Below are 16,765 nucleotides of genomic sequence, written 5' to 3'. Positions count from 1 at the left end.
TAAGGGGTGGGGGGAGCCTCGCAGAGACTTGAGTCCATTACAGCCCCACCCCAACCCCTCCCCTGAAGGGGAGGGGCTTTGTTGCCTTACGCCTCGACCGCGCCCGGCACCACGCCGCGGCGGATCTGGTCGAGCTCGATGCTCTCGAACAGCGCCTTGAAATTGCCCTCGCCGAAGCCGTCATTGCCCTTGCGCTGGATGATCTCGAAGAAGATCGGCCCGACCATATTCTCGGTGAAGATCTGCAGCAGCAGCCCGCCGCCGGTCTCGGGTGCGCCGTCGATCAGGATGTCGCGCTTGCGCATTTCCTCGACGTCGTGGTCGTGGCCGGGCAGGCGCTTGTCGATCAGGTCGAAATAGGTCTGCGGCGTCGTCTGGAAGCGCACGCCGTTCGCCCGCAGCGTGTCGACCGTCTTGAAGATGTCGTCGGTCGCGAGCGCGAGATGCTGGATGCCTTCGCCCTTATAGTCCTTGATGAACTCCTCGATCTGCGAATGCTCGTCCTGGCTTTCGTTGAGCGGGATGCGGATCTTGTCGTCGGGCGCAGTCATCGCCTTCGAGAAGAGACCCGTCGCCTGACCCTCGATGTCGAAATAGCGGATCTGGCGGAAGTTGAAGATCCGCTCGTAATAATCCGCCCAATAGCTCATCCGCCCGCGCTGCAGATTGTGCGTGAGGTGATCGAGCGTGTGGAGGCCGACGCTGTGGTCGTCGACGCCCGCGCCTTCGACCGGCGTAAAGTCGGTCTCATAAATCCGCGACTTCTCGTCGACCAGATACAGGTTCGCGCCGCCGATGCCCTCGATCGCGGGAAGGTCGAGCTCGTCCGGGCCGACTGCGCCCTTCACCGCGACCGCACCGCGCTCGACCGCCATTTTCAGTGCGCCTTCGCCATCGGCGACGCGGAACGCCATCGCATTGGCCGATGGGCCGTGTGTGTCGCGGAAGCCGGCGACCTGGCCGGCGTCGTCCATGTTGAGCAGGAAGTTGATGTCGCCCTGCGCATAGCGGCGGACGTTCTTCGACTTGTGGTTGCCGACGTGCGTGAAGCCCATCTTGACGAACAGGTCGGCCATCGCCTCGGGGTTGGGCGAAGTGAATTCGACGAATTCGAAGCCGTTCAGGCCCATCGGGTTTGCAGGCTTGGTGTCTGGCGCGGTCATCGGTCGGCTCCAACTGGTTTCAGATGAAACGATATAGCGGGCTTGCGCACCGCGGTCCATCCCGTATCGATTGTCCATGGCAACGCTCAAACTCGACGACTTCCTGCCCTATCGCCTGTCGATCGCGTCGAACCGTGTCTCGGCCGCGATCGCCAGCGCCTATCAGGCGCTGTTCGGGCTCAAGATTTCGGAGTGGCGGCTTGTCGCGGTGATCGCCGAAGGGCCGGGGATGACGCAGCAGGCGCTGGGCCTCGCGACGCGCATGGACAAGGTCACCGTCAGCCGCGCGGCCGCCGCCTTGGTCGAGCGCGGGCTGGTTGCGCGCCAGCCCAATCCGGGCGATCAGCGCTCGCACATGCTCGCGCTGACCACGACCGGACGGGCGCTGTACGACGATGTCGCGCCCAAGGCGCTCGAACTAGAAGCGCGCGTTTTCGGGGGGTTTTCGCCAAAGGAGATCGCGACCTTCCGCGCGATGCTTGACCGGATCGAGGCATCTGCCGCACCGTTCGACCCGGAGCAGGGTTGATAGCAGGGCCTTCCCTGGCCTAAGCGGACTCGGCCCTCCCCAGGCGAACCGTGTTTTTCCAGGAGGACCTTCATGCCCGACATGCTCGACCGCGCCGGCCTTTCGGTGGCGGCACCGCTCGCCGCCTTTGTCGAGGAACGCGTCCTGCCCGGGCTCGACATCGAAGCTGGCGCGTGGTGGTCGGGGGTTGCCGCGATCTATGCGCGCTTCGCGCCGCAAAATGCCGCGCTGCTGCAGGTGCGCGACGATCTCCAGGCCAAGATCGATGCACGCTATCAGGCGGGCGGGGCGGTCGACGAGGCGTATCTGCGCGAGATCGGCTATCTCGTGCCCGAGCCTGCGTCCTTCACGATCACCACGGAGAACGTCGATCCCGAGGTCGCGACGATGGCCGGGCCGCAGCTCGTCGTGCCGATCCTCAACGCGCGCTTCCTGCTCAATGCCGCCAATGCGCGTTGGGGGAGCCTCTACGACGCCTATTACGGCACCGACGCGCTGCCGGGGATGGCGGTGCCGGGCGGCTATGATCCCGTCCGCGGGCGCCAAGTCGTCGTCGCCGCGAAGGCGTTCCTCGACCAGGCGGTGCCGCTTGCCGACCGCCCCTGGGCTGAGCTTGCCGACAAGGAGCCGGTGCTGCGCGATCCCGCGCAACTCGTCGGCCGCAAGGGCGAGTCGTGGCTTTTCGTCCATAACGGCCTGCACATCGAAGTTGTGGTGAACCGCGACCACCCGATCGGACGCGACGATCCGTCGGGCATCGCCGACGTCATCCTCGAATCGGCGCTGACGACGATCTGCGACCTCGAGGATTCGATCGCCGCGGTCGATGCCGAGGACAAGGTCGCGGCCTATGCCAATTGGCTCGGGCTGATGACCGGCACGCTCGAGGAATCGTTCGACAAGGGTGGCAAGACGATCACGCGCCGGCTCAATGCCGATCGCGTCTATGACAATGGCCTGACGCTCCCGGGCCGCAGCCTGTTGTTCGTCCGCAATGTCGGGCATCTGATGACGACGCCCGCGCTGCGCCTTTCCGATGGCAGCGATGCGCCGGAGGGCATCCTCGACGCGATCCTGACCAGCACGATCGCGCTGTACGATTTGCGCAAGCTCGGCGCGTTCCAGAACAGCCGCACGGGCTCGGTCTATATCGTCAAGCCGAAGATGCACGGGCCGGCCGAATGCGCGTTCACCAACGCTTTGTTCGACGCTGTCGAGGATCTGCTCGGGCTCGATCGCCATACGATCAAGGTCGGCGTGATGGACGAGGAGCGCCGCACCTCGGCCAACCTCGCCGCTTGCATCGGGGCAGTGAAGGACCGCATCGTCTTCATCAACACCGGCTTCCTCGATCGCACCGGCGACGAGATGCACACCGCGATGCGCGCCGGGCCGATGATCCCCAAGGGCGAGATGAAGACCAGCGCCTGGATCAAGGCGTATGAGGACCGCAACGTCCGCATCGGGCTTGCCGCCGGCCTGTCGGGCAAGGCGCAGATCGGTAAGGGGATGTGGGCCGCGCCCGACCGGATGGGCGATATGATGACGCAGAAGATCGCGCATCCGCAGGCGGGTGCCAACACCGCCTGGGTTCCCTCGCCAACCGCGGCGACGCTGCACGCGATGCACTATCACCAGGTCGACGTCTTTGCGCGCCAGGGGGAGATCGCAAGGGAAGCGATCCCGTCGCTCGACGCTTTGCTGACGGTGCCGGTCGCGCCGGGGCGCAACTGGAAGCCCGATGAAATCCGCGCCGAGCTCGACAACAATGCGCAAGGCATTCTCGGCTATGTCGTGCGCTGGATCGATCAGGGGGTCGGCTGTTCGAAGGTGCCCGACATCCACGATATCGGGCTGATGGAGGATCGCGCGACGCTGCGCATTTCCTCGCAGCACATCGCCAACTGGCTGCTCCACGGCGTGACCACGCCCGACGAAGTCGATGCTGCGTTCGACCGGATGGCGGCCAAGGTCGATGTGCAGAATGCCGGCGACCCGCTGTATCGGCCGATGCACGGGCACCCCGAAAGCCTCGCGCTGCAGGCGGCGCGCGCGCTGGTTTTCGATGGCGGCGCGCAGCCCAACGGCTATACCGAACCCCTGCTGCACACCTATCGTTTGATGCTCAAACAAAACTAGGGAAACCAATGCAGTCTCGTGCGTTGGTGGGGCAAGTCGGGGCCGTTCGCGCGAGATTCCCGCGAAAATGCGGGGAATTTGGTCGTTGAGCGTATCGGGGTTTTCGAGTGGGATATTGGCTGTCGCCGCCGCAGGAATGCAGCAGGCGCAGCCCCCGATTGCACCCGTTGCGGCGCCGGTTTCGGCGCAACAGGCGGCCGAGCCACAGATCGTTCCCGACCCCGAGTTCGACAAGGCGCTCCCGGCTTTGTCGAACGATATCAACGCCCCCCTCGAGCCGATGCTCCCCGCCGCACAAGCGCCGGCGGAAACCGCTCCGGCCGAACTGACGCAGCCTCTGCCGGCGCTGCAAGGGTTCGATTCGACTCCGCTGGTCGATGCGACCTTCAAGGACACCAAGTCGCCGGAAATTCGCTACGATACCGAAGTGCGCGGGCTCGATGCGCTCAAGGTGAAGGGCCAGTTCAACGGACTGTCGGCGCTTCGCGGCGGCAAGGGGAAGGCTGCCAACGCGACGGTCGTGGCGGCGCGTGGGCGCGAGGATGAAGCACTGGCGATCCGGCTGATGAAGTCGCTCGGCTATTATGATGGCACCGCCGTCTCGACGATCGAGCCGATCCCGGGTGATACGACCAAGCTGCGCGCGATCGTCTCGGCGACGCCGGGCAAGCAGTACAAGCTAGGCACGATCACCGTGAAGGCCGAGCCGACCACCCCGCCGGGCCTAGTCGAGAGCCAGCTTCCGCTCAAGGTCGGCGACGCGATCGAGGCTGACCGCGTGCAGGGTGCCGAAGCGAACGTCGCGCTGATCCTGCCGCAGCGCGGCTATCCCTTCACCAAGGTCGGCCAGCGCGATATCCTGCTCGATGACGTGACGGGGCTGGGGGATTATACCCTGCCGGTCGATACCGGGCCGCGCTCGTCGTTCGGCACCTTCACCACCGAGGGGCGGCTCGCCTTCGGCGCCGAACATGTCAGCGTGCTGACGCGCTTCAAGCCGGGGCAACTCTACGACAACCGCCTGACCGACGATCTTCGTGCCGCGCTTGTGGCGACCGGTCTGTTCTCGACCGTCTCGGTCGAGCCCGTCCGAACCGGCAATATCAACCCCGACGGCACCGAGCAGGTCAACCTGCTGGTCAAGCAGGAGCGCGGCAAGCAGCGGTCGCTTGCCGTCAGCGGCGGCTACAGCACGGGGCAGGGCGTCCGGCTCGAAGGCTCGTTCACCAACCGCAACCTGTTCCAGCCCGAGGGTGCGTTGATCGTCACCGCGGTCGGGGGCACGCAGGAGCAGGGGGCGAGCGCGACCTTCCGTCGCTCGAATGCCGGCAAGCGCGACCGGACTGTGACGCTCACCGCGTCGGCCGATCGCACCAGCTATGACGCGTACAACGCTTTGACAGCGACGCTGTCGGGCAAGGTCTCGTACGATTCGACGCCGCTGTGGCAGAAGAAATTCAGCTACGCCTATGGCTTCGAATTGGTAGGCACCAACGAGAGCGTCTATGATTTCGGCTTGGGCGACCGCAAGCGCGGCACCTATTTCATCGTCGCGCTCCCCGGGCAGGTGCTGTTCGACCGCTCCGACAGCCTGCTCAACCCGACCAAGGGCTATCGCCTCAAGCTGAGCGTCAGCCCGGAGACGTCGGTGCGTGGCGCGGTGCAGCCCTATGTCCGCACGCTGATCGAGGCGAGCGGCTATTATCCGATCGGGAGCAGCATCGTGCTCGCGGGGCGCGTGCGCGCAGGCTCGATCGACGGCACCAGCCGCGACGATCTCGCGCCGTCGCGGCGCTATTATGGCGGTGGCGGCGGATCGGTGCGCGGTTACGGCTATCAGCGGCTGGGGCCGCTCGATCCGCAGGGCAATCCGGTCGGCGGGCGCTCGCTCAACGAATTCGCGCTCGAGGCGCGCTATCGCTTCGGCAATTACGGCATCGTGCCGTTCTTCGACGGCGGCAACGCCTATGAAGGCCCGATCCCCAAGGGCACCGACCTGCGCTATGGCGCGGGCATCGGTGGGCGCTTCTACACCAATTTCGGGCCGCTGCGCGTCGACGTCGCCACCCCGCTCAACCCGCGTAAGGGCGACGGCAAGGTCGCGCTCTACATTTCGATCGGACAAGCCTTTTGATGGCCGAGGAAGAGGTCGTCGTCGTGCGTCGTCCGTTGTGGCAGCGTATTCTCAAATGGGTGGCGATCACGCTGGTCGGGCTGATCGTGCTCGTCGGGCTGGTCGTGCTGGGGCTCAACACCGCGCCCGGGCGGCGGGTGATCGCCAACTATCTCGGCGAGTACAAGACCGCCTCGGGGCTCAACATCAAGGTCGGGCGGATCGATGGATCGATCTACGGCGCGATGGTGCTGACCGACGTGCGGGTCAGCGACCCCAAGGGCGTGTTCCTGTCGTCGCCGCGGATCGCGGTCGACTGGCGGCCGTTCGACTATCTGCATAACCATATCGATGTGCGCTCGGCGCAGGCCGCGCTGATCACGATGACGCGTTCGCCCGCCTTCACGCCGACGCCGACCGATCCCAATGCGCCGATCCTGCCCGATCTCGATGTCGACATCGGTAAGCTGACGATCGATCGCTTCATCATCGGCAAGGCCGTTTCGGGCCAGCCGCACATCATCCGCATCGACGGCGCGACGCACATCGCCGATAAGCGCGCGCAGGTGACTGCCGATGTCGCCGCGCTGACCGGCCCCGGCATCGCTGGCGGCGACCGGATGACGGTCAAGCTCGACGCGGTGCCCGATCAGGACAAACTCGATCTCGACGCACGCGTGACGGCGCCGGCGAACGGCGTCGTCGCGGGGATGAGCGGGCTCAAAGCACCGCTCGAGTTCACCGTCGCCGGCAAGGGCGGCTGGAAGGCCTGGGTCGGCAAGGCAACGGGGACGCTCGGCGGAGCCTCGCTCGCCGATCTTTCGCTCGAGGCGCATAGCGGCACCTTCAAGGTCCGCGGCACGACCAATCCGGGACTCTATCCCGGCGGCGCGCCGAAGGACAAGGCGACGCCGGTCAACCCGATCGCGCGGTTGGCCGCGCCGGCGCTGCAGGTCGCGGTCGATGCGACGCTCGATCAGCGCAAGGTCAATCTGACGACGACCTTGCGGTCGGACGCGCTCGCGCTCGACGCCAAGGGCCTGATCGATCTCGCGCAGAGCAGCTTCGGGCAGTTCGCGGTCGACGCAAAGCTGCTGACCCCCGGCGCGATCGCGCCTAACCTCAACGGGCGCGATGTCGCCGCGCGTGTCGTGCTCGACGGCAAGTTTGCGACGCCCACGGTCAATTACGTCATCACGGCCGGCGTGCTCGGCTTTGGCGAGACACGCGTCGAGAAGCTCTATGCGTCGGGCCTGGCTCGTGTGAATGCCGATCATATCGTCGTGCCAGTCTCGGCGCGCGCCGCCCGCGTCACCGGGTTGAACGCGGCCGCTGGTGGTCTGCTCGACAACGTCGCGATCAATGGCGATTTCGCGATTGCCAACGGCAAATTGCTGTCGGACAATCTCAAGATCCGGTCGCGCAAGATCGATGCGACCGCGGTTGTCGTCGCCGATCTCGCGACCGGTCTGTATCGCGGTGCGCTCAACGGGCGCGTCAACGATTACAAGGTCGATGGCTTCGGCATCGTTTCGCTGCGCACCGACGCCAAGCTGGTGACGGTCGCGAGCGGTGGCTTCGGCATCACCGCGCATGTCGCCGCCAAGACGTCGCAGATCTTCAACGAGGGCGCGCGCACTTTCCTCGGCGGCAACGCCGCGGTCACCGCCGATGTCGGCTATGATCCCAACGGCATCATCACCTTCCGCAACCTGCGGCTCGCAGCACCGCAGTTCCGCGTGACGCGCGGGCAGGGGCGTTACGATCCCAAGGGGCCGCTGCTGGTCGATGCCGACGCCTATTCGAACCAATACGGCCCGCTGACCGCGCGCGTGACGGGGACCGCGACCAAGCCCGTCGTCCTGCTCCGCGCCGCGCGGCCGGGCGTCGGCATCGGTCTGGTCAATCTCGAGGCGCAGGTGCGCGGTAACGGCACGTCCTATGCGGTGCTCGCCAAGGGCGGGACCAATTACGGGCCGTTCACCGCCGATGTGCTGGTGACGCCGTCGCCGCGCCTGACCGCCGATATCCATAACGCGCGCTTTGCCGGCGTCGATTTCAAGGGGCGGGTCGAGCAGCTTGCCGCCGGGCCGTTCGGCGGGCGGATCACCTTTGCCGGGTCGGGCATCAGCGGCGCCGCGCTGCTCGCCGCGCAAGGCAAGGTCCAGCGCGTCGATGTCGCCGCACGTGCGAGCAACGCCAAGATTCCCGGCGCCACCGACTTCACGATCGGGCGCGCGATCATCAATGCACAGGCCGTGCTCTATCCGAATGCGCCGCAAATCGTCGCCGACGCGCAGGTCGCGGATTTGCGCTATGGCGCCGCCGTGCTGTCGGCAGCACGCGGCAAGGTCAATTACGTCAACGGCAGCGGCACCGCGCAGCTGCTTGCGACGGGGTCGAACGGCGTACCTTTCCGTGTCGCCGCCAATGCGCGGCTCAGCCCCAAAATGTGGCTCGTCGCGACGCAGGGGCAGGCCAATGGCATCGCCTTCAAGACCGGCAATCCCGCACGGATCGACATCGGCAGCGGCGTGTATCGCCTGCAGCCGACGCGGATCGATTTCGGCGCGGGCGCGAACAGCGCGGGCGGCAGTGCGCGGATCGCGGGCGAATACGGCAAGGGGCTATCGGCGAAGCTGCGGCTCGACTCGCTCGACGTGTCGGTGGCCAATGCGATCGTTCCCGATCTGGGCCTCGGCGGTACCGCGACGGGTTCGCTGGATTACACCCAGCCGCAAGGTGCCTCGGTTCCGCAGATCGCTGGCCAGTTCCGGATCAAGAACTTCACGCGATCGAGCCTGGCGAGCGTGTCGCAGCCGGTCGATGTGATCGCGCAGGTCGGGCTGACCAATGCGGGCGGCGACGCGCGTGCGTTGATCCAGCGCGGCGGCACGACCGTCGGTCGGCTGGTAGCAACCTTGCAGCCGCTGGGCGGCGGCGACAGCTGGACGCAGCGCTTGTTCGCCGCGCCCTTGTCGGGCGGGATCCGGTATAACGGTCCGTCGAGCGTGCTGTTCTCGCTCGCTGGTTTGGCCAAGCAGCAATTGTCGGGGCCGATCGCGGTCGCCGCCGATTTCAGCGGGCGCGTCGACGCGCCGCAACTGACCGGCCTGGTCCGTGCAGATGCGCTGACCTACGACAATGAAACCTACGGCACGCGGCTGACCCAGATGAAGATCGCCGGGCGCTTCACCAACGATCGCTTCGACCTGACGCAATTGTCGGCGCGGGCGGGCGAGGGAACCGTGCAGGCGCAGGGTTCGGTCGGCTTCTCGGCGGCGGCGGGGTTCCCGATCGACGTCAAGGCGACGCTCAACAATGCGCGGCTCGCCAGCAGCGACGCGCTCGGCGCGACCGCGACGGGCACCGTGTCGGTCAGCAACAGGAAGGCCAAGGGCGGCCTGATCACCGGCGACATCCGCATCCCGAATGCACGCTACGAGATCATTCGTCAGGGCCAGGCCGAAGTCGCCGAACTGACCGGCGTCCGCCGGAAGAGCGATTTGGTGAAGGCCGCCACGCAACCCACCGCCGAGGCTCCCGTGGGTCTGTTCAAGCTCGACATCCGCGTGCGCGCCGAGAACCAGTTGTTCGTGTCGGGCATGGGGCTCGAGTCCGAGTGGGAGGCCGACATGCGTGTCGCCGGAACCTCGGCCGCGCCACAGATCCTTGGGCGGTTGCAGATCGTTCGCGGGACCTACTCGTTCGCGGGCAAGCGCTTCGACGTGACCAAGGGTGACGTCCGCTTTGCCGGCGGTGCGCTGGTCGATCCCGAGATCAACATCAGCGCGACGACGACGACCAACGACATCACCGTCGTGATCGACATCACCGGCACCGGCCAGAAGCCGCAGATCGCGTTCAGTTCGACTCCGACGCTGCCGCAGGACGAAGTGCTCAGCCGACTGTTGTTCGGCAGCTCGGTGACGAATTTGTCGGCGATCCAGGCGATCCAGCTGGCGTCGGCGCTCAACTCGCTGCGCGGATCGGGCGGCGGGCTCAATCCGCTCGGCAAGCTGCGCAGCGTCGCCGGGATCGATCGGCTGCGGATCCTCGGGGCGGACTCCGCGACGGGGCAAAGCACCTCGCTTGCGGCCGGCAAATACATCACCAACAACATCTATGTCGAAGTGATCACCGATGCGCGCGGCTTCACCGCCACCCAGCTCGAAGTGTCGCTGACCAAGGCGCTGAGCGTGCTGTCGCAGGCCGGGTCGTTCGGCGGATCGAACCTGACGGTGCGCTACAAGCGGGACTTCTGAGGCGGCGCCCGCGCCGCCTCGCACTTCCGCTTTCGCTCTCTGCAAAAATCGAATATCCGGTATCCCGGAGAGTGACGATGCGCACAGAACATTTCGACGTGGTGGTGGTCGGGGCGGGGCTATCGGGAATCGGCGCGGGGTATCACCTGCAGACGCTGTGTCCCGACCGCAGCTACGTCATCCTCGAGGGTAGATCGACACTTGGCGGGACTTGGGACCTGTTCCGCTACCCCGGCATCCGCTCCGACTCGGACATGTACACGCTCGGCTATGCGTTCAAGCCGTGGACCGAAGCGAAGGCCATCGCCGATGGCCCCTCGATTTTACAGTATGTCGGCGACACCGCGCGCGACTATGGCATCGATCGACACATCCGCTTCGATCATCACGTCCAGACCGCGAGCTGGTCGACGTCGGACGCGCGGTGGACGGTGACCGCCAACGGACCCGATGGGCCGACCAGCCTGACCTGCAATTTCCTCTTCATGTGCAGCGGCTATTACAATTACGCACGCGGCCACACGCCCGAATGGGCCGGGACCGAACAGTTCGCCGGGCGTATCGTCCATCCGCAATTCTGGCCGAGCGACCTCGACTATAGCGGCAAGGAGGTCGTCGTGATCGGCAGCGGTGCGACCGCGGTGACGCTCGTCCCCGCGATGGCGCAGACCGCGTCGCACGTCACGATGCTGCAGCGTTCCCCGACCTATGTCGTGTCGCGCCCGGCCGAGGATGCGGCAGCGAACTGGCTGCGGCGCAAGCTCCCGGCGATGCTGGCCTATCGGCTCGTGCGCTGGCGCAACGTGCTGCTCGGCATGGCGTTCTTCAACCTGGCGCGCAAACGCCCCGCCAAGACCAAGCAGCGGCTGATCGACATGGTGCAGACCGAACTCGGGCCAGACTATGACGTGGCGACGCACTTCACCCCGCGATACAATCCGTGGGACCAGCGGCTGTGTCTCGTGCCCGACGCCGACCTGTTCGCCGCGTTGAAGCAGGGCCAGGCGTCGGTCGTCACCGATACGATCGCGCATTTCACGCGCGACGGTATCGTCCTCGCCTCGGGCGCAGAATTGCCGGCGGACGTGGTCGTCACTGCGACCGGCCTCGAACTGCAACTGCTCAGCGATGTCGCGTTCAGCGTCGACGGCACGCCGGTCGATCTGGCCGAGACGTACAATTACAAGGGCATGATGTATTCGGGCGTCCCCAACATGGCGTCGTCGTTCGGCTATACCAATGCATCCTGGACGCTGAAGGCCGACCTGACCTGCGGCTATGTCTGCCGTCTGCTCAACACCATGACCAAGCGTGGCGTGCGCCAGGCGACACCGACGCTCGCTGGAGACCGTCCGGAGGCGAAGCCGTTCCTCGATTTCACCTCGGGCTATGTCACGCGCGCGATGGAGAAGTTCCCGAAGCAGGGGGACAAATCCCCGTGGCGGCTCCATCAGAACTATGCGCGCGATCTGCTCACGCTGCGCTTCGGCTCGGTCGATGACGCGATGGTCTTCTCCAATCCATCGCCGGCCAAGCCTGGCGCGAAAATCGCCGCCTAGGCCCGGAACCGCATTCAATCGGTCGAGTTCTAATGTAACGAAAGTTTGCCGTTGCGCTGTTCGTTCGAACGAACTAACCGCGCGCTGTGCTGCAGCAAAAGCTCCTTGAAATCGCGATTGCGGAATTCGCCAGCAAGGGGCTGGAGGGTGCCAGTACGCGCAGCATCGCGGCCAAGGCGGGGACGGCGATGTCCTCGATCACCTATCATTTCGGCGGTAAGGAAGGGCTCTACCTCGCCGCCGCCGACTATATCGCCGCGCAGATCGGCAGCGATATGGCCCCCGACGGCCCGATCGATGGGGTCCCTGCGGGGACGACCCCCGAACAGGCGCGCGCCTTGCTGCATGACATGGTCCGGCGCTTCATCGACACGATGACGGGGCGGAAGAGCGCGATGTTTTCGCTGTTCATCATGCGCGAGCAGATGGAGCCGACCGAAGCCTTCGAGAGGATCTATGGCGGCCTGATGGGCGGGATGCTTTCCGTTCTGGTCGAACTGATCTGCGTCGCGACCGGACGGCGCGACGCCACCGCCGCGCAAGTCGCCGCGATCACGCTGATGGGGCAGGTGATCGTGCTGCGCGCCTCACGCGCGACGGTGCTCAAATTGCTGCAGCGCCCCGATATCGATCCCGAAGCGATCGCGCTGCTGGCGGCGCGCATCGCCGCCAATACCGACGCCATTCTCGACCAACTGATTGCCGAACGACAGGAGCTTCCATGAGCGAAGACCAGAGCAACGCCGCCAAGACAGACGACACCGAGGATCGCAAGCCCAAGGACGGGCAAGGTGACGCCGATGGCAAGCGCGATGGCGCGTCCAAGGACGGCGACGAGTCGAAGGGCGATGACGATTCGGACGACAAGCCCAAAAAGCCGTCGCTCTTCAGCAAGCCGCTGTTCTGGATCATCCTGATCGTCGTCGTCGCGGCGCTCGTGATCGGCGGGACGCTCTATTATCTCGACGCGCGGCAGTATGAGTCGACCGACGATGCGTTCGTCGATGCGCATATCGTGCGCATCTCGCCGAAGGTCGCCGGCACGCTCAAGGCGGTCGCCGATATCGACAACCGCCATGTCGAGGCGGGCCGCGTGCTCGCGGTGATCGAGCGATCGGGCCCCGAGGCGCAGGTTGCCGAGGCCGACGCCAATGTGAAGCAGGCGCAGGCGCAGTTCGAACAGGCCCGCGCGCAGGTCACCGCGGCGCAAGCGACACGCGATCAGGCCGCCGCCCAGGCGCGCGCGCCGCTCGCCACCGCGGCCAAGGCGCAGCAGGATCTTGCGCGCTATGTTGCGCTGGCGCGGATCGACCCGAACGCCGTCGCGGCGCAGCAACTCGATGCGGCACGCGCCACCGCGCGCTCGACCGCCGCCGACGCCGCCGCCGCGCGTCAGCAGATCGACAGCGCCGCTGCCAATATTACGGTCGCCCGGCGCCAGGTGACGGCCGCGCAGGCGGTGATCGAAGCGCGTCGCGCGACGGTTCGTCAGGCCAATGTCACGCTCGGCGACAATCGCCTGATCGCGCCGGTCGCGGGCCAGGTCGTCAACCGTCAGGTCAATGTCGGCTCCTATGTCGGGCCGGGCACGCAACTGATGGCGATCGTGCCCGATCACATCTGGGTCACCGCCAATTTCAAGGAAACCCAGCTGCAGTTGATGACGATCGGCAAGCCGGTCGAGATCAAGGTCGACGCCTATCCCGACGTCAAGTTCAAGGGCCATGTCGATTCGATCCAGCGTGGCGCCGGCCAGGCCTTCGCGCTGCTGCCGCCGCAGAATGCGACGGGCAATTACGTCAAGGTCGTGCAGCGCGTGCCGGTGCGGATCGAGTTCGATCTGAAGAACGGGCCGGATCCGCGCAAATATCCGCTGGGGCCGGGCATGTCGGTCGTGCCGACGGTCAAGGTCCGCTGAGATGGCCAGCGCGGCCAAACGCGCGGATGGATGGGATCCGACACGCTCGGCCGCGGGCAGCTATAGCCCGTGGCTGATCGTAGCGATCATCTCGATTCCGACCTTCATGGAGGTGCTCGACACCTCGATCGCCAACGTCGCGCTCGATCATATTGCGGGCGGCCTGTCGGTGTCGAACGACCAGGCGACGTGGGTGCTGACGAGCTATCTCGTCGCCAATGCGATCATCATCCCGATCAGCGGCTGGCTGTCTGACGTGATCGGGCGGAAGCGCTATTTCATGATCTCGATCGGCCTGTTCACGCTGTCGTCGCTGATGTGCGGCCTCGCGCCCAATCTCTCGACCCTCGTCATCGCACGCGTGCTGCAGGGGATCGGCGGTGGTGGCCTCGCGCCGGTCGAGCAATCGATGCTCGCCGATACTTTCCCGCCGCGGCTGCGCGGCATGGCGTTTGCGGCGTTCGCGATCGTGGTCGTGGTGGGGCCGGTGCTCGGGCCATCGCTCGGCGGCTACATCACCGAGAATTCGAGCTGGCACTGGGTCTTCCTGATCAACGTGCCGATCGGCATCGTGTCGCTGTTCCTCGTCAATCTGTTCGTCGACGAGCCCAAGGCGATCAAGGACGACCGCGCCAAGCTGCTCAAGCGCGGCATCCGCGTCGATTATATCGGCATCATCCTGATCGCGCTCGGGCTCGGCTTCTTCGAGCTGACGCTCGATCGTGGTGAACGCGAGGACTGGTTCTCGAGCGGGCTGATCATCGCCACAGCGACGATCTCGGCGCTCTCGCTGATCGCGCTTGGATTCTGGGAAACCAATCATCCCGAGCCCGTGCTCGATCTCAAGCTTCTGAAGAACCGAAACTTTTCGCTGACATTGCTGGTGATGGGCGTGACCGGGATGATCCTGTTCGGCACGACGCAGCTAATCCCGCAGATGCTGCAGCAGGTGCTCGGCTACACCTCGTTCCAGGCGGGCCTTGCGCTGACCTTCGGCGGCGTGGCGACACTCGTCATGGTGCCGTTTGCCGGGCGCTTGTCGGGGGTGGTCGATGTCCGGCTGCTGCTGTTCCCGGCGTTGCTCGTCCAGGCATTTGCGCTGTGGAACATGACGCATCTCAACGCTGACATCACCTTCCTCGATGCCGGGGTGGCGCGGCTTTATCAGGCGATGGGGCTGCCGTTCCTGTTCGTGCCGATCAGCGCGGTCGCCTATGTCGGGCTGCCGCAGAACAAGACCGCGCAGGCATCGAGCATGCTCAACGTCGCGCGTAATTTAGGTGGCTCGATCGGCATTTCGTCGGCGCAGACGTTGCTCGCCTCGGGCTTGCAGCGGCACCAGTCGGAGCTCGTCAACGGGCTCAGTCCGCTAAACCCCAATTACAATGAGTGGCTCGCCAAGGCTGGCAGCGCGTTCGGCGGGGTTGGGGACCCTACGACGACGCCGCTCGCGGTGCTGTATCAGACGGTGCAGCGCCAGGCGGCGATGCTCGCCTTCCTCGACGTGTTTCATTCCTTGATGATCGTGGTGCTGTGCGTTGCCCCGGTCGTCTTCTTTATGCGCTCCGGCAAGTCCGGTGGCTCCGGTGGAGGCATGGCCCATTGACCCGCTCTCTCGTCACGACCGCGCTGCTTGGCGCGACGCTGCTCGCCGGCTGTACCGTCGGCCCGAACTATCATGCGCCCGAAATGGCGGTGCCGCCCGCGTTTGCCGAAGCGCAGCCCGCCGCGCCGGGGGCGACGATCGACCCGGCGCATTGGTGGACCGCGTTCGGTGACGCGACGCTGACGTCGCTCGTCGAGCGTGCGCTGAAGGACAGCCCGACGATCGCGATCGCCGGATCGCGCGTCCGCCAGGCGCGGCTGCAGGAGATCGCCGCGCACGCGATCGGCAAGCCGACGGTCGATGCGAAGGGCAATGTGACGCATGTCGAGTTCAGCAAGAATTCCGGCTTGTCGTCACTCGCCAGCCTGTTCTCGGGCAGCTCGAACAGCACGGGCGGGATCGCGCTGCCCGGTAGCGGGATCACCACTTATGCTGCGGGGTTCGACGCGAGCTGGGAGATCGACCTGTTCGGCGGCGGACGCCGTAGCGTCGAGGGTGCGCTCGCGCGGACCGATGCGGCGATCTGGTCGCAGCGCGATGCGGCGGTGACGCTCGGCGCGGAGGTCGCTCAGGCCTATTTCGCGCTGCGGCTCGACCAGGCGCAAATCGCAGTGGTCGAGGACGAACTCGGCCGCGAGCGCCGCTCGCTGCAGATCGCGGGCAATGTCGCGAAGGTCGGGCTCTCGCCGCAGATCGACGTGACGCGGCAACAGCAGCAGATCACCACGCTCGAGGCGCGGCTTGAGCCGCTGCGCGCCGATGCCCGCGTGCGGATCCATGCGATCGGCATCCTGCTCGGCACCCAGCCCGAAAGCCTTACCGCCGAACTGACCGCACCGTTGCCGCCGCTCCAGGCGGTGCCGATCGTACCCGCGGGGCTGCCATCGGATCTGCTGCGGCGCCGCCCCGATATCCGAATGGCCGAGCGCAACCTGGCGGCCTCGACCGCCGATATCGGCGTCGCCGTCGCCGATCTGTATCCCAAATTCCAGCTCACCGGGATGGCCGAGCTACTATCGACGTCGCTCGCCTCGCTCATTTCGCGCGACAGCATCCAGGCGACCGGCGTGGCGGGGGTGACCTTCCCGCTGCTCGATTGGGGACGGCGGCGCGCAACGGTTGGCGTCCGCAAGGAAGATCGCGAACAGGCGTATCTGCAATATCAGGCGACCGTGCTGGGCGCGTTGCGCGATGTCGAGGATCCGCTCGCGCGGCTCGATGCGGAGCGGCGGCGCAATGCGGCGTTGCGCCGCGCGGTCGCCGATGCCGAGGCCACCAACCATGCGGTCTATGCGCAGTATAGCACGGGGTTCGTCGCGCAGAATTCGCTGATCGACGCGCAGGTCACCGTGCTCAGCGCGCGCGAACAACTCGTCGCAAGTGATGCGCAGCTGCGGCAGGACACCGCCGCGCTGTTCAAGGCGATCGGCGGTGGCTGGGAGCAGCCCAAAGCGGGGTGATTGGCAAGCGGCG

General features: G+C 66.0%; 10 protein-coding genes. 9 read left to right on the top strand and 1 reads right to left on the bottom strand.

Annotated features, from left to right (window positions below; genetic code table 11):
* Nucleotides 1-86: 86 nt before the first annotated feature.
* Nucleotides 87-1,163 carry a 4-hydroxyphenylpyruvate dioxygenase gene (gene hppD, locus EAH76_RS06925; protein WP_140849442.1) on the bottom strand — a complete coding sequence of 359 codons (1,077 nt, stop codon included), beginning with the start codon at nucleotides 1,161-1,163 and terminating at the stop codon, nucleotides 87-89.
* Nucleotides 1,164-1,239: 76 nt separating this feature from the next.
* On the opposite strand from hppD, the gene EAH76_RS06920 reads away from it, so the two are divergent.
* The 9 genes from EAH76_RS06920 to EAH76_RS06880 all read left to right on the top strand — a co-directional run bounded on the left by EAH76_RS06920 (nucleotide 1,240) and on the right by EAH76_RS06880 (nucleotide 16,752).
* Nucleotides 1,240-1,692 (top strand): MarR family winged helix-turn-helix transcriptional regulator, encoded by a 453-nt coding sequence (locus EAH76_RS06920; protein WP_140849440.1) that lies wholly within the window; start codon nucleotides 1,240-1,242, stop codon nucleotides 1,690-1,692.
* 72 nt (nucleotides 1,693-1,764) lie between these two features.
* Nucleotides 1,765-3,831, top strand: coding sequence for a malate synthase G (locus EAH76_RS06915; protein WP_194150949.1), 2,067 nt, complete (start codon nucleotides 1,765-1,767; stop codon nucleotides 3,829-3,831).
* Between the two features lie 67 nt (nucleotides 3,832-3,898).
* Nucleotides 3,899-5,965 carry an autotransporter assembly complex protein TamA gene (locus tag EAH76_RS06910; protein ID WP_140849438.1) on the top strand — a complete coding sequence of 689 codons (2,067 nt, stop codon included), beginning with the start codon at nucleotides 3,899-3,901 and terminating at the stop codon, nucleotides 5,963-5,965.
* The gene (locus tag EAH76_RS06905) at nucleotides 5,965-10,209 is read left to right on the top strand and encodes a translocation/assembly module TamB domain-containing protein (protein WP_140849436.1); all 4,245 of its coding nucleotides are present in this window, start codon (nucleotides 5,965-5,967) and stop codon (nucleotides 10,207-10,209) included. The genes EAH76_RS06910 and EAH76_RS06905 overlap by 1 nt, the downstream gene beginning before the upstream one ends.
* A 77-nt stretch (nucleotides 10,210-10,286) precedes the next feature.
* Nucleotides 10,287-11,768, top strand: a complete 1,482-nt coding sequence (locus tag EAH76_RS06900) for a flavin-containing monooxygenase (RefSeq protein ID WP_194150948.1) — start codon at nucleotides 10,287-10,289, stop codon at nucleotides 11,766-11,768.
* Nucleotides 11,769-11,854: 86 nt separating this feature from the next.
* The gene (locus EAH76_RS06895; protein WP_140849434.1) at nucleotides 11,855-12,493 is read left to right on the top strand and encodes a CerR family C-terminal domain-containing protein; all 639 of its coding nucleotides are present in this window, start codon (nucleotides 11,855-11,857) and stop codon (nucleotides 12,491-12,493) included.
* Nucleotides 12,490-13,686 (top strand): HlyD family secretion protein, encoded by a 1,197-nt coding sequence (locus EAH76_RS06890; protein ID WP_140849432.1) that lies wholly within the window; start codon nucleotides 12,490-12,492, stop codon nucleotides 13,684-13,686. Before EAH76_RS06895 ends, EAH76_RS06890 begins: the two co-directional genes overlap by 4 nt.
* A gap of 1 nt (nucleotide 13,687) precedes the next feature.
* Nucleotides 13,688-15,292, top strand: coding sequence for a DHA2 family efflux MFS transporter permease subunit (locus EAH76_RS06885; RefSeq protein ID WP_140849430.1), 1,605 nt, complete (start codon nucleotides 13,688-13,690; stop codon nucleotides 15,290-15,292).
* Nucleotides 15,289-16,752 (top strand): efflux transporter outer membrane subunit, encoded by a 1,464-nt coding sequence (locus EAH76_RS06880; RefSeq protein WP_140849428.1) that lies wholly within the window; start codon nucleotides 15,289-15,291, stop codon nucleotides 16,750-16,752. Before EAH76_RS06885 ends, EAH76_RS06880 begins: the two co-directional genes overlap by 4 nt.
* Nucleotides 16,753-16,765: the final 13 nt, after the last annotated feature.

The organism is Sphingomonas glacialis, from assembly GCF_006439055.1.
Classification (GTDB): domain Bacteria; phylum Pseudomonadota; class Alphaproteobacteria; order Sphingomonadales; family Sphingomonadaceae; genus Sphingomonas; species Sphingomonas glacialis_A.
The sequence above is the reverse complement of the archived record's forward strand: the minus strand, read 5'-3'. Positions and strand labels throughout refer to the sequence as shown.